Source organism: Paenibacillus sp. FSL W8-0426, from assembly GCF_037969725.1.
GTDB classification, from domain to species: domain Bacteria; phylum Bacillota; class Bacilli; order Paenibacillales; family Paenibacillaceae; genus Paenibacillus; species Paenibacillus hubeiensis.
Window position 1 is genome coordinate 803,825 of sequence record NZ_CP150203.1, and the last position, 21,184, is coordinate 825,008.

Consider the following 21,184-nt stretch of genomic DNA (forward strand, 5'->3'; position numbering starts at 1 on the left):
GTCGTTGATCCTGTTCTGCAAACGGGTAATGCATGATCAGAGGCTCTTTAAGACATTACATATAATATTTATAAAGAGAACGTAATTTATCGTTGCTTCTTGGAATAGGTAACAGTATTGTAATGCCAATATGGCATGACTAATTAATCGATGATAATTTTAGTACCAGATACTAATAGTTGGTGCTATAATAGTGAAAACACACTAACGGAGGTGCTAGTATGTTGCAGTCAAAAGCTAAAATCACCGCATTTGGAACGTATGTCCCAGAGCGCATTCTGAGTAATGCGGATTTGGAAAAAATGGTCGACACAAACGATGAATGGATCGTTCAGCGGACGGGCATGAGAGAGCGTCGCATCGCAGCTGAGGATCAATTTGTTTCGGACCTTGCCGTCAAGGCGGTGGAGGATATGATTCAACGCTACGGGGCAGACGTTCAAGACGTAGATATGATTCTGGTGGCGACGAGCACGCCAGAGTATCCTTTTCCCAACACGGCTTCCAGAATTCAGGCAAAACTAAATATTCCGCAGACAGGAGCGATGGATTTAAGCGCAGCATGCGCGGGTTTTGTATATGGTCTGCAACTGGCAGACAGCCTGATTACGAGCGGCATGTACCGCAAAGTGCTTGTGGTCGGCACGGAGACGTTATCGAAAATTACGGATTACACGGATCGTTCCACGTGCATTTTGTTTGGCGATGGGGCGGGGGCATTTTTGTTGGAACGGACCGAGGGGAAAGGAAATTCCCTTGCAGCGTTGTCCGGAACGCAGGGAGAAGGCGGCATACACGTTTATAGCAGCGGGCTCTCTTCCGAAATGGACGGCGTATCTCTTCAGGGGAAGAATGGCAGTCTCGTGCAAAACGGCAGAGAGGTCTATAAATGGGCTGTGCGTCTGATCCCGGAACAATTGCCGAAATTGATTGCCAAAGCCGGATTGCAGGCAGAGCAAATCGACTGGTTCGTGCCCCACAGCGCTAACCTGAGAATGATCGAAGCGATGTGCGAGCGCGGCCCGATTCCCATGGAACGTACGTTGACCAGTGCAGAGTATCGGGGCAACACGTCGGCAGCTTCCATCCCGCTGGCCATCCAACTTGCCGTGGATGCAGGGAAAGTAAAACAAGGACAGCGACTTGCTTTATTTGGATTTGGAGGCGGACTAACTTATGCTGGCCTTGTGGTGGAATGGGGAGTTCCTGATTCGGCTCAGCAAAGCTAAAGATTGCATTGATTCGAGGAAAAATGAGTGTTAATGATCAAACAATGGTCAACTAAAAAAGTACACTTCACTGTGTTAAGAGTGAGGTGTACTTTTTTTATGGAATGATTTTGTAATTAGTCCGTCATAACAGTTTATGGCGTGAATTTGGGTGCTTGGCGGTGGTGCGTTCCTTGCTCGTAGCTGTACGCCAGCTTGATCAGCGTACCTTCATCAAAGGCACGGCCAAGGAATTCCATACCTACGGGCAAACCTTCGCTGGTGAATCCGGCAGGCACGGTGATCGCCGGGAAGCCGGAGAATGGACTCAACCGGTTGTTGCCGCCGGAATTTTGTCCTTCGCCGATGACGCCCGCAGCTTGCGTGGATGTAGGATAAATGATGGCATCCAGATGATGGTCGGCCATCACTTTCAACAAGGAATCGCGAGTCAGCTGCGTACGTTTCAGCACGATATCCTTGTATTCGGTCGTATCGAGCGTGGCTCGCGCATCTCTGGCTTTCATGGATTGCTCTTGGGACTTATCGAACTGACCGGAAGCGATGATTTCGGACAGGCTGTGGTAAGGAGCTTCGTCCCCCAGCGATTCCAGGTAGTCATTCAGTTGGAATTTGAACTCGTATCCGCTAAGGCTTGGATATTTGTTGATTTCGGCAAGGTTCGGGATTTGGATCGGCACAGCCGTCGCACCCAGCGACTCCAGTTCTGTCACGGCATGGTTGATGACGTCGGCCACTTCTTTTTCCTCGGCTTTGGTGCTAGGAATCAGCTCGGTGGCTACGCCGATGCGTGCACCCTTCAACCCGTTCACATCCAGATAATCCGTGTAGCTGGAAGGAATACGGCCGACGCTGTAGGCTGTGGACAAGTCCTTTTTGTCATAGCCAACCGTGGCGTCGAGCATGATTGCAGCATCGCTGACGGTGCGTGCCATCGGACCGCCCACATCCTGGGTCAGCGCAAGCGGAATGATGCCGTCACGGCTGGACAAGCCGATCGTTGGACGAATGCCGACCAGGCTGTTGAAGCTGGATGGGATCCGAATGGAACCGCCCGTGTCGGTACCCAGTCCGGCTGCGGCAAAGTTCGCGGCAATGGCTGCGCCCGTACCGCCGCTGGAACCGCCCGGATAGTGATCCAGTGCATAAGGATTCAGCGTTTGTCCACCAAGCGAGCTGGAGGTGGTGATGCCAAAGGCGAATTCATGCAGGTTGGTTTTGCCCAAAATGATGGCCCCGGCATCTTTCAAACGTTTGACTTGCTCCGCATCCGTGGAAGGCACGGAATCTTTCAGGCAAAGGCAGCCCGCGGTTGTCGGCATGTCGTTGGTATCGAAGTTGTCTTTGACCAGCACCGGTATGCCGTGCAGCGGTCCACGTGCGCCCTTCGTTGCGCGCTCTTCATCCAGAGCTTCGGCGATGTTCAGCGCTTCCGGATTCAGCGTCAACACGGCTTTGAGGCTGACGCCTTGATCATCGTATTTTTCGATCCGGTCCAGATACTTCTGAACCAGCTCTTTGGAGGTGATTTTTCCCTGCGTCATGGCAGCCTGAATCTCAGTAATCGTGGCTTCTTCCAGGACAAAAGGTTTGATGTAGTCATAAATGCGGTCTTTCAAGACGGCAACGTCATTTTCCGTTAATACCGCATTGGGCAGAAACAAGGATTCGGTGTATCCTTTCATCAGGCCCGCCTGGTTCAGGGCGCTTACGGCGCCAGCATAATCTGCATCATCCGGTACGTCCTTGAACGTCTCGGTCGCAGGCTCCAGCTTTAGCCATTGTTGCAGCGCCTTTGCCGCGTCCTTGCGTTTGACGGTTGTGCCCATAGGCGTGTGCATGGAAAAAGGAACGCCTGCAAGTGTTGCGGCTTCTTCCATCGCTTTTACAAAGGCTGCTGCCGTAGCAGGAGCTTTCCCAGCCGTTGCTGCTGCTGTTTTGCCCGCAGGTACGGTTGTGCTGGCCGCTGCCGATGGAGCCGGGCTTCCAAAACCGGTGGCGAGCACTGCGCCTGCAAGCAGCAAGGCTCCTGTTTTTTTCATCATGGCTGATTGTTGATAACTCATGCCTTCACGCTCCCTTTTCTGAAAAAATCTGAAGATGTGCGATGGATCGGTGATCTATTTATTGATCCATTCTAATTACATGTTAGATATTCTAACAACATTTATATTTATTCAAAAAAACGCATACATAATGTCGTTTAATCTGTCATTCTTCGAATAGCTTTGATTCTCTTTCACCTAAAATAAAGTTGGGATTCGCTGTTATTTGTAATGTTATCTAACATTATAGTGGTGGTAAAGATTTAGGAGATTGGAATAAGGAGAAGATGAGGAGGCAGACGGATGTTGTGAAATGTTATAATGGACAGGATGGGAAAAACACGCCCCGAACGGGGAATTATGTGCTTCACGGGAAAGGAAGAGATCGATTGAAAACGTTGGTGCTCGCAGAAAAGCCTTCTGTCGCACGCGAGATTGCCCGAGTAATGGGCGCGCGTGATAAACATAAAAGTTACTTCGAAGGTCCGAAATATATCGTAACCTGGGCGCTGGGCCATCTGGTCGGCCTAGCCGAGCCGGAGGATTACGACAAAAAGTATGCCACCTGGAATCTGGAGGATCTGCCGATTCTGCCGGAACGCGCCAAGCTGAAGGTGCTCAAGGAGACGAACCATCAGTACAAAGCGGTGCAGCAGCTCATGAAACGCCAGGATGTCGGCGAATTGATCGTTGCCACCGATGCCGCGCGGGAAGGGGAACTGCTGGCCCGCTGGATCATGCAGATGGCGCAGTGGAAAAAGCCGTTCAAACGGCTGTGGATTTCCTCCCAGACCGATAAGGCGATCAAGGAAGGTTTCGCTTCGCTGAAGCCGGGCAGCCAGTTCGACCGTCTCTATGAGTCTGCGCGCTGCCGGGCCGAGGCTGACTGGATGATCGGGCTCAACGTGACGCGCGCATTGACTTGCCGCTTCAATGCCCAATTGTCCGCAGGCCGGGTACAGACGCCAACGCTGGGTATGATTATGGACCGCGAAAATGAAATCAACCGATTCCGTTCCGAGGAATATGAGACGTTGACCGCGGACATGGGCGGTTTCCAAGCGACGTGGAGAGCTTCGGGCGGGGACGCGCGCATTTTCGACAAACAGCAGACCCAAGCGCTCAAGAAACGGGTTGAAGGCCGAGCCGGTGTGATTGCCCAAGTCAAAAAGAGCGAAAAAGTCGAGCCGCATCCGCTGGCTTACGACCTGACCGAACTTCAAAGGGATGCCAACCGGAAATACGGTTTCTCGGCCAAGCAAACCTCCAACGTGCTTCAACGCCTGTACGAGCAGCACAAACTGGTGACATATCCGCGGACGGACAGCCGTTACTTGACTTCGGATATGGCCGGCACGCTCAAGGAGCGTTTGGAGAGCGTGGCGGTGGGGCCTTATGCCGCGCTGGCTCGTCCTCTTTTGCGCAAAAGCTTGAATCTGACCAAACGCATTGTGGACGACAGCAAAGTGACGGATCACCATGCCATTATCCCGACGGAACAGACAGTGCTGCTCAACCAGCTGAACCCGGAGGAACGCAAGCTGTACGATCTGATCGTGCGCCGTTACATCAGCCTGTTCTACCCTGCGGCTAAATACGATTCGGTGGCAGTGACGGTAAAGGTTGGCGAGGATTCCTTCCATGTGAAAGGAACGACCGTGAAGGATAGCGGTTGGCGCGAGGTCTACGGGTCCGATTACACGGACGACGACGACGAATCGGCGGACGATTCGCTGGACCAGGAGCGTGCGCTTCTGCCGGAGTTGCACCAGGGCCAGAGCGTGACGATCCAGCGCTGCCACATCAAAAGCGGGCGCACCATGCCTCCGAAACGGTACACGGAAGCCGCGCTGCTGGCGCAGATGGAAAAACACGGACTCGGCACGCCAGCTACGCGCGCGGACATTATCGAGAAGCTGGTCAGCTCCGACACCATCGATCGCCAAGGCAACAGCCTGCACCCGACAGGCAAGGGCAAACAGCTGATCGAACTTGCTGCGCCGCAACTGCGCACGCCTGAGCTGACCGCCCGTTGGGAAGCCGAATTGGAGCGCATCGCGAGGGGACAAGGCAAGCCTGAGCCTTTCCTGCAGGGCATCCGCACGATGGCACGGGAGCTTGTATCGACCGTCAAGGGGAGCCAAGCCGAGTACAAACCGCATAACGTCTCAAACAGCCACTGCCCGGACTGTAATGCAAGGTTGCTGGAGAAGAAGGGCAAGCGGGGAAGGTTTCTCGTTTGTCCGACAGAGGATTGCGGTTATCGCCGTTCGGCAGAGAAACAGCTGTCCAATCGCCGTTGTCCGCAGTGCCACAAAAAGATGGAGCTGAAGGAAGGCAAAGCGGGAATGTTCGTGCGCTGCCTGCCTTGCGGCATTACCGAGGTGCTGGACAAGGACAAGAAACATGTGAACAAGCGCGAGCAGCAGAAGCTGGTGAAGCAGTATTCCAAACAGGAGAGCCTGGGTTCGAACCTTGGCGACCTGCTGAAAGCGGCGCTGGAGAAAAAGGGCGAATAGGTTTTAGACTAGACGCGGATCTACGCTCTTGGCCCAATAGGATGCATGATGCGGTCGGCCGCATTCGCCGTCAGGACGTTCTGGCGGCAAAGCGGTCGCGGTATTGTTTCGGCGTGACGCCTGCATGCTTTTTGAATATTTTAATGAAATAACTTTGGTCGTGGAAGTTCAACAGGGGATAAATCTCGCTGAGACGATAGTCGGTAAAAACGATTAAATGTTTCGCTTCTTCAATCCGCTGTTTTTGAATGAACGTCTTGAGAGCCTCTCCCGTCTCGTCCTTGAATTTCCTGGACAGATAGGAGGGGCTCATTTTGACATGCGCTGCCAGTGTGCCTAAATCGAGGTCCTCATACAAATGCTCAAGAACATACTCCTGGCACATCAGGATATCCCTGGAAAAATGGGCTCGCTGAACGCGTTCCACCCGTTCCGTGAATTCAAGCAGGATCTGTTCCAACACAGGCTGAATGGAATCGATGTGAGGCATGCTTTCCACGTATTGAATGAACGTGTCGCTAAGCGTCAGTGCCACTTCCGAATACAATCCCCCCTCAATCGCTGCGCGGGTGCCCATCGTAATGGCCGCGATGATGAGGTTTTTTTTGCTGCGCAAATTGTCGGTTTTGGACAAGGTCCCATAGATTCCGTCCATGTTCACATGCTGGTTCAAGTAACGGAGCATCTTGACTTTGTTCCCCAGACGGATTTGTTCGAAAATCTTTTTCTCTGCCAGATAGGACTTATGGTAAAGGCTGTTCTCCCTTTGTTCCATGAGCGATATCTCGAGCGCATCCGCTTTGTGTTCTTCGTTCGGAAGCTGATCGTCCTCCAGTCTTTCGTTGTACAGAAGATAGTGCAATAGCGATGCGGTATGGATCAGTTGTCCGGGATCGGGCGGCTGCAATATTGCAGGCTCCAGGTGCTGGTCCATCGGATGAGGGTCCAAAAACTTGCGATAATTAGGCCACAGGATGAGACGGCCCTCGCCCATTTCGTGAGTGGTTAGGGGCATGACGATCATTTGATCCGCCTGATTGTTGATATTCACCAATTGTATCGGTTTCCGGAACTGGACGGATTGGATGGAGTTCAGCAGATCGGCAGGCGCCTTCTTCAGGTTCGAACGGGAAATGCGAAACCCGCCGAAAGACCACAGCTCATCCGAGCCGGGATACATATAAAAGACGGGAACGCGAGTGGCGTTTGCAACCAATTGAGAGGCCTGTTCAAGGGAAGTGATGGAGATCGGCATAAGATTAGAGCCTCCTTGTATGCACGAAGTCGAAAAAACACCTTTTTTCGCAAATAAATACCATAAATATAAGAGAGATCATTTTATATTTCAAGGGGACGTGCCATGAAGGTTTGGATGTAAAGCCAACCTTGGATATCCGTGTGCAACAGTTTGCATGATATGACTTAAGAGATAAGTGATAAGTACCTTTTGAGCCTTGAACTTAAATGCGGGGAGTCGATAAAGATGTATTTGGTTGTGGACATTGGCGGTACATTCGTGAAATATGCGTTGATGAGTTCCGGAGGGGAAATCCTGCATAAAGATAAACGCCATGTGGGCAGAACAAACCTGCAGGAGCTGGAAGATGTGTTATATTCGGTAATTGACGCACAGGACCTGTCCGACATTAAGGGCATCGCCCTGAGCTGTCCGGGAACGGTCGATGTGGATACGGGCGTCATCTACCACGGGGGCAGCTTTCCGTTTTTGCATGAAGTGAATTTGCGGAAAATGATTCATGATCGATACGGAATCGAAGTGTCCATCGAAAACGACGGCAAATGCGCGGCCCTGGCCGAGCTGTGGCTCGGCAGCGTCCGCCATGTGAGCAATTCGATCGTGCTTGTCCTGGGCAGCGGCATCGGTGCGGGGATCATCGTGGACGGCAAGCTGCATCGGGGAGCGAACCTGTCTGCCGGAGAAGTCAGTTACATCATGAGCGACGTGGCTCCGGTGACGTGGGAGGCGACGTATTTTGGCCTGGAATGCTCGGCGGTGGAAATGGTGCGTACCATCGGCATGATGAAAGGGTTGGAAGACCCGACGGATGGCGAAGCCGTGTTTGAATTCATTGTGAACAAAGACCCTGAAGCGACAAAAGTTTTTGATAACTACTGCCTGAACGTGGCTGCACAGATCATGAATTTGCAATATGTCCTTGATCCGGACCTGTTTGCCATCGGGGGCGGAATCAGTGCCCAGCCTATCCTTATCGAGCGCATTCGGTGGGGTATCGACGAAATCAAACGAATCAACCCGTTCCATATGGCAAATCCCCAAATTACGGCCTGCGCATTCAGAAACGATGCCAATCTGTATGGAGCATTATATCATTTCATCGTGCAAAGGGATCTGAAGACGCGCAGCGCTCGGACATCATAACGCGTCGTTCGGAACTGGACGGGCTCAGGATAACGCAGCGGGGATGTACTGACCGGAACGTCTGAATAAGTTACCTCTTTTTCAGGAAACGTAACGGTGGGAGGTGACTTGCAAATGCCGTATCATAAGCCCGAAAAGATTCATAATCAGCAAAACAAAGACAGTATTAAGGAAGAAAGCATCGGTGCGCGCCCGCAAAAAGCAGGCAAGAGAGTGCCCAGCCTGAACGGGATCCCGAAACAGGAATCCTAGGATTGCATCTCGCGGCTCATCGGCTGCCCGTAAAAAGGAGAGGTCAAGCTTTGTAGTTTGGCCTTTCCGGGATTATAATGAGGGTACAGGGAGATGTCCCGGGTTAGGGGGGCCGCTTGCAACATATGCAAACCGGAATCATTGTATGGTTTATTTTCATTAACGTGGTCGGTTACCTCGTCATGTCGGATGACAAAAAAAGAGCCCAGCGCCGGAAGGACCGCACACCGGAACGAACGTTGTTCTTGCTTGCCTTTATCGGCGGAGCGTTGGGTGTATGGATCGCGATGTACCGCAAAAGGCACAAAACCAAACATCCCAGTTTCGTGATCGGAGTACCGCTGCTGTTGTTCCTGAATGCAGTCATTTATGGATATTTTCTTTGGTAGACAAGCGGGACCTACCGAGGCTAAGGGCATGTTGCCTGTGATTCAATCGCTTGCGCAAGGTTTAAAGGGTGTTACATAACAAGGAAGGGACGGATGTTCATGTTATTCTCCAAAATTTTGGTTGCCTATGACGGTTCCAAAGCTTCAAACAAGGCTCTTGATCGTGCCATCGAGCTGGCAAAGGCGTCACCGGGGGCCGTAATAGATGTCGTCCATGCCTATGATTTTCCGCGCGTATTTATCGGTGAAGGACTGGCACCGCTGCCGCCATCGCTCAATAACGATTATTACAATCTGGCGGTGCAGACGACGGATGAGGCGAAAGAGCGTATCAAAGCTGCAGGCGTGACGGCAAATGTCGACCTGATCCAAGGGGCCGCTGCCGAGGTGCTGCTGGATTATGCCAAAGAGAACGGTTCCGACGTGATCGTGATCGGCAGCCGGGGGCTCGGCGGGATTCGCGAATTCGTACTGGGCAGCGTAAGCCATAATGTCGTGCAGCATGCCCGGATCCCTGTTCTTGTCGTAAAATAATCGTTTGTTCAATAGTGGAAAACGCCTTGCGGCGTGTGGGCCGGCTTTCTTCCTTCATGGAGAAGCCGGCTTTTCCGTTTTTTTCATAAGATAGACTGGTTTGATGTGGCTCGTTCAGTAATTTCCGAACATTAGATTTGTCAATATGTTAAATGTTCGTCTTTAAGTTGACATTCCTTGTAGGGGATTGTTAGAATGTTAGATGTGTCGATCAGATGAAAAAATGGTCGAACTGGTGCGAAAGTTTGGATTCATAATTCAATGACGAAATGATATTTGCTCGTATAATGCCGGGGATAGGGCCCGGAAGTTTCTACCTGGGAACCGTAAATTTCCGGACTACGAGGAGATACGGCTGTGAGTCGCATGCATTCCGATGCGGACAGCAAGCCCCCTTTTGGTATGCCCAAATGCTGGCGGCGTATTTCCTGGAGTCCGGTGTCCGGAGAAAATGTGATGTTTTCGCGGGTAGCGGACTTTTTGTTGTTTTAAACCAAAACGATCAGACGGGAGTGGAGTGAATTCATGTCAGTTCAGGTTGCTGTGATCATGGGCAGTAAGTCGGATTGGGAGACGATGAAGCATGCGTGCGAGGTGCTGGACGAGCTAGGGATCGGTTACGAAAAAAAGGTGGTATCCGCGCATCGTACGCCGGATTTGATGTTTGAATACGCCGAGCAGGCGGCCGGCAGAGGCTTCAAAGTCATCATTGCCGGAGCTGGCGGAGCAGCGCATCTTCCAGGCATGGTCGCTTCAAAAACGATGCTTCCGGTCATCGGCGTGCCGGTGCAATCCAAAGCGCTAAATGGTCTGGATTCCTTGCTGTCGATCGTGCAAATGCCTGGCGGCATTCCCGTGGCCACCGTGGCCATCGGCAAAGCGGGAGCGACGAACGCGGGACTGCTGGCTGCGCAAATGATCGGGGCATTCGATCCGGAAGTGCAAAGCCGGAGCGAAGCTCGGCGGGAGCGCATCAAGCAGGAAGTGCTCGAAAGCAGTGATGAGCTATGAGCGGAACGGAAAAAAGTAAAAACGGATCGCAGCATCGGGTGATGCTGCCTGGACATACGACGATCGGCATTCTTGGCGGGGGCCAACTCGGCCGCATGCTAACGCTTGCCGGTACTGCAATGGGATATCGCTTCATTACGCTGGATCCGGCGAAGGACGCTCCGTGCGGGCAGGTAGCCCGGCAGATCGAGGCCGGTTATGCGGATGAAGGAGCGGCGCTGGAGCTGGCTCGCCAATGCGATGTCATCACCTATGAGTTCGAAAATGTGGATGCGGGCGTAGCTGCCCTGCTTGAAAGGGAATCCTACGTACCGCAGGGAAGCAGCTTGCTTTATACGACGCAGCATCGACTCCGCGAAAAGAGAGCCATTGAAGCTGCAGGGGTCCGCGTTGCCCCTTATCGCGAGATTACGAGCGCGGACACGATGCAAGCAGCGGTTGGCGAACTGGGCGTGCCTTGCGTGCTCAAAACCGTTACCGGCGGCTATGACGGCAAAGGACAGCGCGTTATCCGCGATGCGGCCCAGGCTTTGAAAGCCTATGAGGAACTTGCAGCCACGGGAGCAGAACTCGTGCTGGAGCAATTCATCAAGTTCGATTGCGAGATTTCCGTCGTGGTCGCGCGCAGCACGGCAGGAGAGATCAAAACGTTCCCGCCTGCGGAGAATATTCATGTGAACAACATTTTGCATGCTTCTATCGTTCCGGCGAGAGTCCCTGCCGACATCCAGCTGGAAGCGCAAAAATTGGCCGCCGCGGTCGCGGAATCGATGGAGGCGGTTGGGCTGCTCGCCGTCGAGATGTTTGTGGCGGCGGATGGAAGGTTGTATGTGAACGAGCTTGCACCAAGGCCGCACAACTCGGGTCACTACACGATGGAGGCTTGCGCCACGTCCCAATTCGAACAGCATATTCGCGCGATTTGTGGATTGCCGCTCGGGGATACAACGTTGCTTAGTCCGGTGGTCATGGTCAACGTACTCGGGGAACATCTGGAACCGATCATCGTGAGAACGGGCGCGCCGGATGCCGATGCCATTGAACTGGGTGTTATCCCCAAGCTTCATATATACGGAAAAACCGAGGCGAAAACAGGACGGAAGATGGGGCATGTCAATCTGCTTTGTCACGATGTTGAAGAAGGATTACAATGGATTGAACAAACTACGATTTGGAGGAATACAAATTCATGATCGAACGTTACAGCAGACCTGAAATGAGAGCCATCTGGACGGAAGAAAACAAATTCAAAGCATGGCTGGAAGTCGAAATTTGCGCATGCGAGGCATGGGCGGAACTGGGCGTCATTCCTAAAGAAGATGCAGCGCTGCTGCGCGAGAAGGCTACTTTTGACATTGACCGGATTTACGAGATCGAGCAAGAAACGCGCCATGACGTGATCGCATTCACGCGTACCGTATCCGAAAGCCTGGGCGATGAGCGGAAATGGGTTCACTACGGCCTTACATCCACGGACGTCGTGGACACGGCACTCGGCTATCTGCTCCGTCAAGCAAACGAAATCCTGGAGCGCGACATCGTGAACTTCATCGACATTTTGCGGGAAAAGGCACTGGCATACCAACACACGCCAATGATGGGACGTACGCATGGGGTACATGCCGAGCCGACGACGTTTGGTTTGAAAATGGCCTTGTGGCACGAAGAGATGAAGCGTAACCTGGAGCGTTTCCGCCATGCGGCAGACAACGTGCAGTACGGCAAAATTTCCGGCGCGGTAGGCACGTACGCCAACATCGATCCGTTCGTGGAAGAGTTCGTTTGTGCAAAGCTCGGTACGAAAGCCGCACCAATCTCGACCCAAACGCTGCAGCGCGACCGTCATGCGGAATACATGGCGACGCTCGCCCTGATCGCTACATCGCTGGACAAGTTCGCTACAGAAATCCGTGCATTGCAGAAGAGCGAGTTCCGCGAAGTGGAAGAAGCTTTTGCCAAAGGTCAAAAAGGTTCTTCGGCCATGCCGCACAAACGCAATCCGATCGGCAGCGAAAACATCTCCGGCCTGTCCCGCGTCATTCGCGGACACATGGTATCGGCATACGAGAACGTTACGCTGTGGCATGAACGCGACATCTCGCATTCTTCCGTCGAGCGCGTCATCCTGCCGGATGCAACGATGCTGCTGAACTACATGCTGAACCGTTTCGGCAACATCGTAAAAAACCTGACCGTGTTCCCGGAAAACATGAAACGCAACATGGAGCGCACGTATGGCGTGCCGTTCTCCGGCCGCGTCATGACGAAGCTGATCGACAAAGGCTTCAGCCGCGAGCAGGCGTACGATACCGTTCAACCGCGTGCGATGCAGGCATGGGAAGAGCAGCGTCAGTTCAAGGACATCGTGAAGTCCACACCTGAAATTACCGAGGCGCTGAGCGAAGAGGAAATTGAAGATGCGTTCAACCCGGCGTGGCACCTGAAACACGTCGACACGATCTTCAAAAAGCTTGGCCTTACCAACTAATTTAAAAATACAAGCTCATTATGAGTTCACGCAGAAACGGAGAAGGCAGAAAAACCTGAAGAAGCGAAGCGGTCGCCTTTATCCCCGGATTTTCACTTTGCAAAAGTGTGATTCGAAAAATCCGGGGATAACAGCGATCGGAGGGTGTTCTGCATTCGTAGTGGCAAGCGTGATTAAGGGAATGAGCTTATATGTTTACCATCTCCTGAAAGAAGGTGAGCCTTCATGGCGCTGTCCACTGCGGCAGATCTTGTTAAAGCTCCATTGTTGTATAAAGGCAAAGTACGCGAACTGTACGATCTGGGCGAACACTTCCTGATCGTTGTGACGGACCGGATTTCGGCTTTCGACTACGTGCTGGAGCCGGCGGTACCGGAGAAGGGCAACGTGCTGAACAAACTCAGCAGCTTCTGGTTTGAGCTGACGGGCAGCATGATGGAAAACCATGTCGTTCATACCGACGTAAGCCGATTGGGCGATATCGTAACCGAACCCGAATTGCTCAAGGACCGCATCATGGTTACCCGCAAAGCGGAACGCATCGACATCGAATGCGTGGTGCGCGGCTACATCACCGGCGGCGGCTGGAGACAATACCAGCAAACGGGCGAAGTCAACGGCATCAAGCTGCCGGAAGGCCTTCGCAAAAATGACAAGCTGGCGTCCCCGATCTTCACCCCGGCAGCCAAAAACGACGTGGGGCATGACGAGGATATCCCGATGGAGCGCATGAAGGAACTGGTAGGCGACGAGCTGGCGGTGGAGCTTCAGGAAAAAAGCCTGCGGCTGTACGAATTCGCCCGCGACTACTGCGATCAGCGCGGCATCATCCTGGCGGATTGCAAATTCGAATTCGGCATCGTGGATGGCAAGGTCATCCTGATCGACGAAATATTCACCCCTGATGCATCACGCTTCTGGGCAAAGGAAAACTACGCGCTCGACATCGAAATCGACAGCATGGACAAAGAACCGGTGCGTGCGTATCTGTCAGGCACGGATTGGGGCAAGAACAGCCAGCCAGACCCGCTGCCGCAAGAGGTGGTTGAGGCAACCACCGCCAGGTACGTCGATATTTACAACCGTTTGACGGCAAACTAAAGTTAATTGTTCTCAGCAATGTTCTTTCTACCATTACCGCCTAACGTAAAGGTTTAAGCCTTTTAAAGCTCGCATGGACTAGCGGAGGGACGGAATTGTTCTTAAAGGAGCGATAGTGTTCGCCTTTATCCCCAGGTTTCGACCACTATGCAAACCGCAAAAAAACATACACACGTTAACGGAGAGGCAGAACCAATCTGGAGAAGCGAAGCGGTCGCATTTATCACCGGATTTTCCCCTTAGGAAGGGGATCAAAAAAATCTGGGGATAACAGCGATCGGAAGATGGTACTGCACTCGCAGTGGCCTTGTGTGATTGATTAGTGTTGGGGGCAACAGCGATCGAAAGCCAAACTTCTCCGGAGCAAGCGCCAACGCCACTTTTAACAGCATAAAGCATTTATCCCGTTCATTACTGAGGAGGAACTGAAGGATTATGATCAAAGCAACCGTCTATGTCACTATTAAGCAAAGCGTACTCGACCCGCAAGGCGTGGCAGTTCAAGGAGCGCTGCATTCCATGGGTTTCAATGAAGTGGAAGCCGTAAGGATCGGTAAAGTCATGGAGCTGAAACTGGATACGAACGATCGTGTCGAAGCGGAAAGCCGTCTGAAAGTGATGTGCGAGAAGCTGCTCGCCAACACCGTTGTTGAAGATTACCGCTACGAATTGGAGGGTTAATCCCATGAAATTTGCAGTTCTTGTGTTCCCCGGCTCCAACTGCGATATCGATTGCTACAAAGCCGTGGAAGAGGCGATTGGTCAAGAAGTGGATTATGTGTGGCATACGGCAACGGACTTGTCTGCATATGATTGTATCCTTGTTCCGGGCGGTTTCTCTTACGGGGATTACCTGCGGTGCGGCGCGATCTCCCGGTTCGCCCCGGTCATGAATGAGGTAGCGAAGGCTGCGGCAGCAGGCAAATACGTGCTGGGCATTTGCAACGGGTTCCAAATTTTGACGGAAGCAGGCTTGCTGCCGGGTGCACTGATTCGCAACATGTCCCTGAAATTCCGTTGTCACGATACAGTATTGAAAGTGGCTAATGCAAATACGCCGTTTACCCGCGATTATGCGTCTGGCGAAGAGATCGTCATTCCGATCGCACACGGCGAAGGCAACTATTATTGCGATGAAGAAACGCTTGCCAGCTTGAAGGCGAACAACCAGATCGTCTTTACGTACGGCGACAACCCGAACGGTTCCCTGGCGGACATCGCGGGGATTTGCAACGAAGCAGGCAACGTGGTCGGCATGATGCCGCATCCGGAGCGCGCGGTGGATTCGCTGCTCGGCTCGGAAGACGGCAAACGTATGTTTACATCTATTTTGAAAGCATGGAGGGATCGACATGACGCAGCAGCTATCCGCTAAGGAGCCAACGGCAGAACAGGTCGCAGAACATAAACTATATGCACAAATGGGCGTATCCGACAGCGAGTACGAGCTGATCTGCGAGTTCATGGGACGCAAGCCGAACTATACCGAAATCGGCGTGTTCAGCGTGATGTGGTCCGAGCATTGCGCGTACAAAAACTCCAAGCCGCTCCTGCGTCGTTTCCCGACGAGTGGACCGCGCGTCCTGATGGGCCCGGGCGAAGGTGCCGGGATCGTGGACATCGGCGACAATCAAGCGGTTGTGTTCAAAATCGAGAGCCATAACCATCCTTCCGCGGTCGAGCCTTATCAAGGTGCGGCAACAGGCGTTGGCGGTATCATCCGTGACATTTTCTCCATGGGCGCAAGACCGGTGGCCTTGCTCAATTCCCTTCGTTTCGGCAAATTGGAGAGCGATCGCGTGAAATACCTGTTCGAGCATGTCGTTTCGGGTATTGCCGGATACGGTAACTGTATCGGGATTCCAACGGTAGCCGGGGAAGTGATGTTTGACGAAAGTTATGAAGGCAATCCACTCGTCAATGCAATGTGCGTAGGTTTGATCGATCACGACAAAATTCAGCGCGGCGTAGCCAAAGGCGTAGGCAACCCGGTGTACTATGTCGGTCCTCCAACAGGACGCGACGGAATTCACGGCGCAACGTTTGCTTCGGTGGAGCTGACGGAAGAATCCGAATCCAAGAAGACAGCGGTTCAGGTCGGCGACCCGTTCATGGAAAAACTCGTCATGGAGTCCTGCCTTGAACTGATCGACACTGGCATCGTGCTCGGTATTCAGGATATGGGTGCTGCAGGACTGACTTGCTCCAGTGCGGAAATGGCAAGCAAAGCGGGCAATGGACTTGAATTGTATCTGGATCAGGTGCCGCAGCGGGAAGAAGGCATGACGCCTTACGAAATGATGCTGTCCGAGTCCCAAGAGCGCATGTTGTTCGTCATCGAACCGAAGGATGAAGCGCAAGCGCTGGAAATCTTCGAGCGTTGGGGCGTCATCTGTGCGAAGGTCGGCAAAGTAACGGACGACGGCCGCCTCAAGCTGTTCCATCACGGCGAGGTTGTCGGCGACATGCCGGTAAAAGCGCTCGTGGACGAGTGTCCGGTATACGACAAACCATCCACGGTACCCGCATACTACGAGCAAAGTGCTTCCATCGACACGCTTCGTTACGACGAAGTGACGGACCTTGGCGGTGCGTTGAAACAAGTGCTGGCTTCGCCGACCGTGGCGAGCAAAAAGTGGGTGTATGACCAGTACGATTACATGGTGCGTACAAGCACTGCCGTTCGTCCAGGTTCGGACGCGGCAGTCGTAACCATTCACGGCACGCGCAAAGGCCTGGCGATGACGACGGATTGCAACGGACGTTACGTGTATCTTGATCCGGAAGTAGGCGGACGCATCGCGGTCAGCGAAGCGGCGCGCAACATCGTTTGCTCCGGTGCGGAGCCGCTGGCCCTGACGGACAACCTGAACTTCGGCAGCCCGGAGAAACCGGACATTTTCTGGCAGATGGAAAAAGCGGTGGACGGCATGGCTGAGGCTTGCCGCGTGCTCGATACGCCGGTAATTGGCGGTAACGTCAGCTTGTACAACGAAAATGCCAAGGGTGCCGTTTACCCGACGCCGGTGGTCGGCATGGTAGGTCTGGTGCATGACGTGGATCACATCACGACGCAAGGGTTTAAAGCTGAAGGCGACGTCATTCTCCTGCTCGGCGAGACCAAAGCCGAACTGGGCGGCAGCGAGCTGCAATACGTCGTTCACGGCACAACGGAAGGCCGTCCGCCGGAGCTGGACCTGAACAAGGAAAAAGCATTGCTTGGCACGGTGCTCGAAGCGATTCAATCCGGCCTCGTTCGCTCGGCGCACGATTTGTCCGAAGGCGGTTTGGCTGTAGCGCTGGCGGAATCTTGCATCAGCGGCAAGCTGGGAGCTCAAGTGAATGTCGAAACGTCGCTGCGCGGCGACCATGCATTGTTCAGCGAAAGCCAGTCTCGGATCTTGTTGTCGGCTGCGCCGGAGCAAGCCGGCAAGCTGGAAGCTTTTGTACGTGAACGCGGCGTTCCGGTTGCTGTCATTGGACGTGTTGAAGGAAGCAACCTGACGATTGAATTGAACGGAACAACAGCCGTGAATGAACCCGTAGGAGGTTTGACACAGGTCTGGGAGGATGCGATTCCATGTCTCATGAACTGACGACAGGACAATTGTGGACAGGCGATTATTACAACCAAGGGTCCGGCAAGGAAGGACTCGACAAATTGAAAGAAGAATGCGGCGTATTCGGGGTGTTCAAGCACCCTGACGCGGCTTCCCTTTCTTATTACGGACTTCATGCCCTGCAGCACCGCGGGGAAGAAAGTGCCGGAATGTGCGTCAGCGACGGCAATGAGTTTCATTACCATCGCGGCATGGGATTGGTCAAAGAAGTATTTACGAAAGACCTGATGCAGACGCTCAGCGGCGACATTTCCATCGGTCACGTCCGGTATTCCACCAGCGGCGACAGCAAGCTGACGAATGCGCAGCCCTTGGTGTTCAAGTATCGCGACGGCGATTTGGCGGTAGCCACGAACGGAAACATCGTGAACGCACCGACCATTCGGCGCGAGCTGGAACAGAGCGGTTCCATTTTCCAGACGACCAGTGACACCGAGGTGATCGCGCATCTGATCGCGCGGTCGCCAAAGGGCCTTGTCGAAGCAGCAAAAGATGCGTTCCAGCGCATCGTTGGCGGATATGCGTTCCTCATCATGACCAACGACAAGCTGTTGGTCGCTTCCGATCCGCACGGTCTGCGTCCGCTGACGATGGGACGTTTGGGCGATGCCTATCTGTTTGCGTCCGAGACATGCGCGCTTGAAACGATCGGCGCAGAATTGATTCGCGATATCGAGCCCGGCGAACTGCTGATCTTGGATGCGGACGGTTTGCACGAGGACCGTTTCGATCATCACAAGCACCGCAAGGCGCTGTGCGCGATGGAATATATCTACTTTGCGCGTCCGGACAGCGACATGAACGGGGCGAACCAACACGCGGCCCGCAAACGGATGGGAAGCCGCATGGCCCTGGAAGCGTTCGTTGATGCAGACCTGGTGACCGGCGTGCCGGATTCCAGCATTTCCGCAGCCATCGGTTATGCCGAGCAAACGGGCATCCCGTATGAGATGGGCATGATCAAAAACAAATATACGGGCCGTACGTTCATCCAGCCAAGCCAGGAATTGCGCGAGCAAGGCGTGAAAATGAAGCTCAGCGCCGTACGCCGCGTGGTGGAAGGCAAACGCGTAGTCATGATCGACGACTCCATCGTTCGCGGAACGACTTCCCGCCGGATCGTAAACATGCTTCGCGATGCGGGAGCTGCCGAGGTCCATGTGCGGATTACGTCGCCGCCGTTCAAGAATCCGTGCTTCTACGGCATCGACACGCCGGACAGCCGCGAATTGATCGCGTCTTCCCTGTCGGTGGAAGAGATTTGCCGCGAAATCAATGCGGACTCCCTGGCCTTCCTCAGTCCGGAAGGACTGATTGCATCGATTCAGGGCAACAACGAAAGTGATTACAAAGGTGGCTTATGCCTCGCTTGTTTTGATAACGACTATCCGACCCGTCTCGATTTCGGCGGCGAAGAGAAATTCGGCTGCAGCTGTTAAACATGTTGAAACGGATAACGTATCACGAAGGCGATATCTTCCTTCTTCCGATGGAGGACGGCCGCACGGCGATCTGTCAGGTCGTGTGCGCGCTCAGAGGTCGGTTCAAAAAGGCGTTTTCCTTTGGCGTGATTCGCATTCAGCCTGACGAAACCGCCGAGCTGAGGGACGGTGACTTCCTGCCATATACGTTCGGCAAGCGGCGGAGCAGCGTCATTTTCGCTTCGCCGGCCTATATCCGAAGTGGAGATTGGAGGATCATTGGCAACATTCCTCTGACGCAAGAAAAAGAACAACTGAAAGTGTTTGAATGCGCCGGGCATTTATATTGCGGGGATGAGTATGTTCGGCATTTGCAGCAGGAGGAGTACGGCAAGTTCAACACGCTGGGTGTGGCCGGTTTTGAATTGGTGCAAATTCATTTGTCAGGGATGTAACGGTGGCAAGAACGATTGGAAATGTGATCTATAGAACCAGATGAAGGGTGCGATGGTAGTGTCAGAAGCATACAAAAATGCCGGTGTCGATATCGCGGCAGGTAACGAAGCGGTAGAACGGATGAAAAAACACGTGAAGCGGACCTTCCGTCCGGAAGTGATGACCGACCTGGGGGGATTCGGCGCCCTGTTTGGCTTGAACAAAGACAAATACGAAGAGCCTGTGCTCGTATCCGGCACAGACGGTGTAGGGACCAAGCTTAAAATCGCGTTTGCCATGGACCGCCATGATACCATCGGGATCGACGCCGTGGCCATGTGTGTGAACGACATCGTCGTGCAGGGTGCGGAACCTTTGTTTTTCCTCGATTATCTGGCCTGCGATAAGGTTATTCCCGAGAAAATTGAAGCTATTGTGGCCGGGATCGCCGAAGGCTGCCATCAATCGGGTTGTGCGCTGATCGGCGGCGAAACGGCGGAAATGCCGGGCATGTACAGCGAGGGCGAGTATGATATCGCCGGTTTCACGGTAGGTATCGTGGACAAGGCAAAAATCATCAACGGCTCTGCGATTGCGTCTGGAGACACGGTGATCGGACTGGCGTCCAGCGGCGTGCACAGCAATGGATTTTCCTTGGTGCGCAAGCTTCTCCTCGAGAAAGCCGGACTTGGCCTTCAGGATCACATTGAAGAGCTGGGCGGCAAGCTCGGCGACGTTATTTTGGAGCCAACCAAAATTTACGTCAAACCACTGCTTTCCTTGCTCGAAAAAGTGAACGTCAAAGGCATGGCCCACATTACGGGCGGCGGGTTCATCGAGAACATTCCGCGGATGCTGCCAGGCAGCGTGAACGTGGATATCGAATACGGCTCTTGGCCGATCCTGCCGATCTTCGACTTGCTTCAGAAAACGGGCGACGTTTCGAACCGCGACATGTTCACCACGTTTAATATGGGAATCGGTCTCGTACTCGTCGTGAACGAGGCGGATGCCGCTCAGGCTCTGGAAGAGCTGAAAGCATCCGGAGAGGAAGCATACGTCATCGGCCGTGTAACTGAAGGGGATGCACGAGTAACCTTCACGGGAGCGGATGTTTAATGGCTCAATACCGCATTGCCGTATTTGCTTCTGGCGAAGGGACGAACTTTCAGGCCTTGGTCGATGCGGCACGGAACGGGGAGATCGAAGCTTCCGTTGACCTGCTGGTCTGCGACAAGCCTGCTGCACGGGTCGTGCAGCGGGCCGAAGAGGCGGGCGTGGCCTGCCATCTGTTTACGCCGAAAAACTATGCATCCCGCGAAGACTACGAAACGGAAATCGTGGATGTGCTGGAATCCCGAAACATCGATCTCGTCGTCCTGGCCGGCTACATGCGCCTGCTGACTTCCGTAATGGTGGATCGGTATGCAGGCCGGTTAATCAACATCCATCCGTCCTTATTGCCGGCTTTTCCCGGCAAGGATGCGATCGGCCAGGCAATGGATTATGGCGTGAAGGTGACGGGGGTTACGGTGCATTTCGTGGATGGAGGCATGGATACCGGGCCGATTATTGCCCAGCATCCTGTACCGATTTTGCCTGGGGATACGCCGGATTCGGTTAGTGATGCCATTCATGCTGCCGAGAAGCAGCTCTATCCTGAAGTGGTGTCCTGGTTCGCCCAAGGTTTGGTCCAACTTGAAGGCCGTCAGGTTACGATTCAATCACGAATGGATTAA

Annotated in this window: 19 protein-coding genes and 1 riboswitch; of the genes, 17 read left to right on the forward strand and 2 right to left on the reverse strand. The window is 53.4% G+C overall.

The annotated features are described in order from the left end of the window. Positions 1 to 221: 221 nt before the first annotated feature. Positions 222 to 1,229 carry a ketoacyl-ACP synthase III gene (locus MKY59_RS03715; RefSeq protein ID WP_339276043.1) on the forward strand — a complete coding sequence of 336 codons (1,008 nt, stop codon included), beginning with the start codon at positions 222 to 224 and terminating at the stop codon, positions 1,227 to 1,229. A gap of 134 nt (positions 1,230 to 1,363) precedes the next feature. On the opposite strand, the gene MKY59_RS03720 is transcribed toward MKY59_RS03715, so the two are convergent. Further along, positions 1,364 to 3,295 (reverse strand): amidase family protein, encoded by a 1,932-nt coding sequence (locus MKY59_RS03720; protein ID WP_339276044.1) that lies wholly within the window; start codon positions 3,293 to 3,295, stop codon positions 1,364 to 1,366. A 368-nt stretch (positions 3,296 to 3,663) separates the two neighbouring features. Here MKY59_RS03720 and MKY59_RS03725 point away from each other — a divergent pair, with 368 nt between their 5' ends. Then, a complete protein-coding gene (locus MKY59_RS03725) occupies positions 3,664 to 5,793 on the forward strand; it encodes a DNA topoisomerase 3 (protein WP_339278318.1) in 2,130 nt (709 codons plus the stop codon). 70 nt (positions 5,794 to 5,863) lie between these two features. Here MKY59_RS03725 and MKY59_RS03730 read toward each other — a convergent pair whose 3' ends face one another. Continuing rightward, positions 5,864 to 7,048 (reverse strand): AraC family transcriptional regulator, encoded by a 1,185-nt coding sequence (locus tag MKY59_RS03730; protein ID WP_339276046.1) that lies wholly within the window; start codon positions 7,046 to 7,048, stop codon positions 5,864 to 5,866. A 228-nt stretch (positions 7,049 to 7,276) separates the two neighbouring features. Here MKY59_RS03730 and MKY59_RS03735 point away from each other — a divergent pair, with 228 nt between their 5' ends. The 15 genes from MKY59_RS03735 to purN all read left to right on the forward strand — a co-directional run bounded on the left by MKY59_RS03735 (position 7,277) and on the right by purN (position 21,184). After that, positions 7,277 to 8,194, forward strand: coding sequence for an ROK family protein (locus MKY59_RS03735; protein WP_339276048.1), 918 nt, complete (start codon positions 7,277 to 7,279; stop codon positions 8,192 to 8,194). Between the two features lie 114 nt (positions 8,195 to 8,308). Then, a complete protein-coding gene (locus tag MKY59_RS03740; RefSeq protein ID WP_236420597.1) occupies positions 8,309 to 8,446 on the forward strand; it encodes a hypothetical protein in 138 nt (45 codons plus the stop codon). Between the two features lie 125 nt (positions 8,447 to 8,571). After that, positions 8,572 to 8,835, forward strand: coding sequence for a DUF1294 domain-containing protein (locus MKY59_RS03745; protein WP_236420716.1), 264 nt, complete (start codon positions 8,572 to 8,574; stop codon positions 8,833 to 8,835). 99 nt (positions 8,836 to 8,934) lie between these two features. Continuing rightward, positions 8,935 to 9,369: a universal stress protein gene (locus tag MKY59_RS03750; protein WP_236420717.1), complete on the forward strand. Its 435-nt coding sequence runs from the start codon at positions 8,935 to 8,937 to the stop codon at positions 9,367 to 9,369. Between the two features lie 260 nt (positions 9,370 to 9,629). Further along, a riboswitch (purine riboswitch) is annotated at positions 9,630 to 9,731 on the forward strand. 163 nt (positions 9,732 to 9,894) lie between these two features. Continuing rightward, complete coding sequence (gene purE / locus MKY59_RS03755) at positions 9,895 to 10,380, forward strand: 5-(carboxyamino)imidazole ribonucleotide mutase (protein ID WP_339276050.1); 486 nt, start codon at positions 9,895 to 9,897, stop codon at positions 10,378 to 10,380. Next, positions 10,377 to 11,573, forward strand: a complete 1,197-nt coding sequence (gene purK / locus MKY59_RS03760; RefSeq protein ID WP_339276051.1) for a 5-(carboxyamino)imidazole ribonucleotide synthase — start codon at positions 10,377 to 10,379, stop codon at positions 11,571 to 11,573. Before purE ends, purK begins: the two co-directional genes overlap by 4 nt. Continuing rightward, positions 11,570 to 12,868 carry an adenylosuccinate lyase gene (gene purB, locus MKY59_RS03765; RefSeq protein WP_339276052.1) on the forward strand — a complete coding sequence of 433 codons (1,299 nt, stop codon included), beginning with the start codon at positions 11,570 to 11,572 and terminating at the stop codon, positions 12,866 to 12,868. The genes purK and purB overlap by 4 nt, the downstream gene beginning before the upstream one ends. Positions 12,869 to 13,093: 225 nt before the next feature. Then, the gene (locus MKY59_RS03770; protein ID WP_339276054.1) at positions 13,094 to 13,969 is read left to right on the forward strand and encodes a phosphoribosylaminoimidazolesuccinocarboxamide synthase; all 876 of its coding nucleotides are present in this window, start codon (positions 13,094 to 13,096) and stop codon (positions 13,967 to 13,969) included. A 435-nt stretch (positions 13,970 to 14,404) separates the two neighbouring features. Beyond that, the gene (gene purS / locus MKY59_RS03775; RefSeq protein WP_236420602.1) at positions 14,405 to 14,650 is read left to right on the forward strand and encodes a phosphoribosylformylglycinamidine synthase subunit PurS; all 246 of its coding nucleotides are present in this window, start codon (positions 14,405 to 14,407) and stop codon (positions 14,648 to 14,650) included. Positions 14,651 to 14,654: 4 nt separating this feature from the next. Next, entirely contained in the window at positions 14,655 to 15,344 is a 690-nt protein-coding gene (gene purQ, locus MKY59_RS03780) for a phosphoribosylformylglycinamidine synthase subunit PurQ (protein ID WP_339276056.1), read from the forward strand. Then, the gene (gene purL, locus MKY59_RS03785; protein WP_339276058.1) at positions 15,322 to 17,565 is read left to right on the forward strand and encodes a phosphoribosylformylglycinamidine synthase subunit PurL; all 2,244 of its coding nucleotides are present in this window, start codon (positions 15,322 to 15,324) and stop codon (positions 17,563 to 17,565) included. The genes purQ and purL overlap by 23 nt, the downstream gene beginning before the upstream one ends. Continuing rightward, positions 17,550 to 19,028 (forward strand): amidophosphoribosyltransferase, encoded by a 1,479-nt coding sequence (gene purF, locus MKY59_RS03790; protein ID WP_236420605.1) that lies wholly within the window; start codon positions 17,550 to 17,552, stop codon positions 19,026 to 19,028. The genes purL and purF overlap by 16 nt, the downstream gene beginning before the upstream one ends. A 2-nt stretch (positions 19,029 to 19,030) precedes the next feature. After that, on the forward strand, positions 19,031 to 19,465 hold the full coding sequence (locus MKY59_RS03795) for an immunity 26/phosphotriesterase HocA family protein (RefSeq protein ID WP_339276059.1): 435 nt from the start codon (positions 19,031 to 19,033) through the stop codon (positions 19,463 to 19,465). A gap of 58 nt (positions 19,466 to 19,523) precedes the next feature. Beyond that, a complete protein-coding gene (gene purM, locus MKY59_RS03800; RefSeq protein WP_339276060.1) occupies positions 19,524 to 20,564 on the forward strand; it encodes a phosphoribosylformylglycinamidine cyclo-ligase in 1,041 nt (346 codons plus the stop codon). Beyond that, complete coding sequence (gene purN, locus MKY59_RS03805; RefSeq protein ID WP_236420608.1) at positions 20,564 to 21,184, forward strand: phosphoribosylglycinamide formyltransferase; 621 nt, start codon at positions 20,564 to 20,566, stop codon at positions 21,182 to 21,184. Before purM ends, purN begins: the two co-directional genes overlap by 1 nt.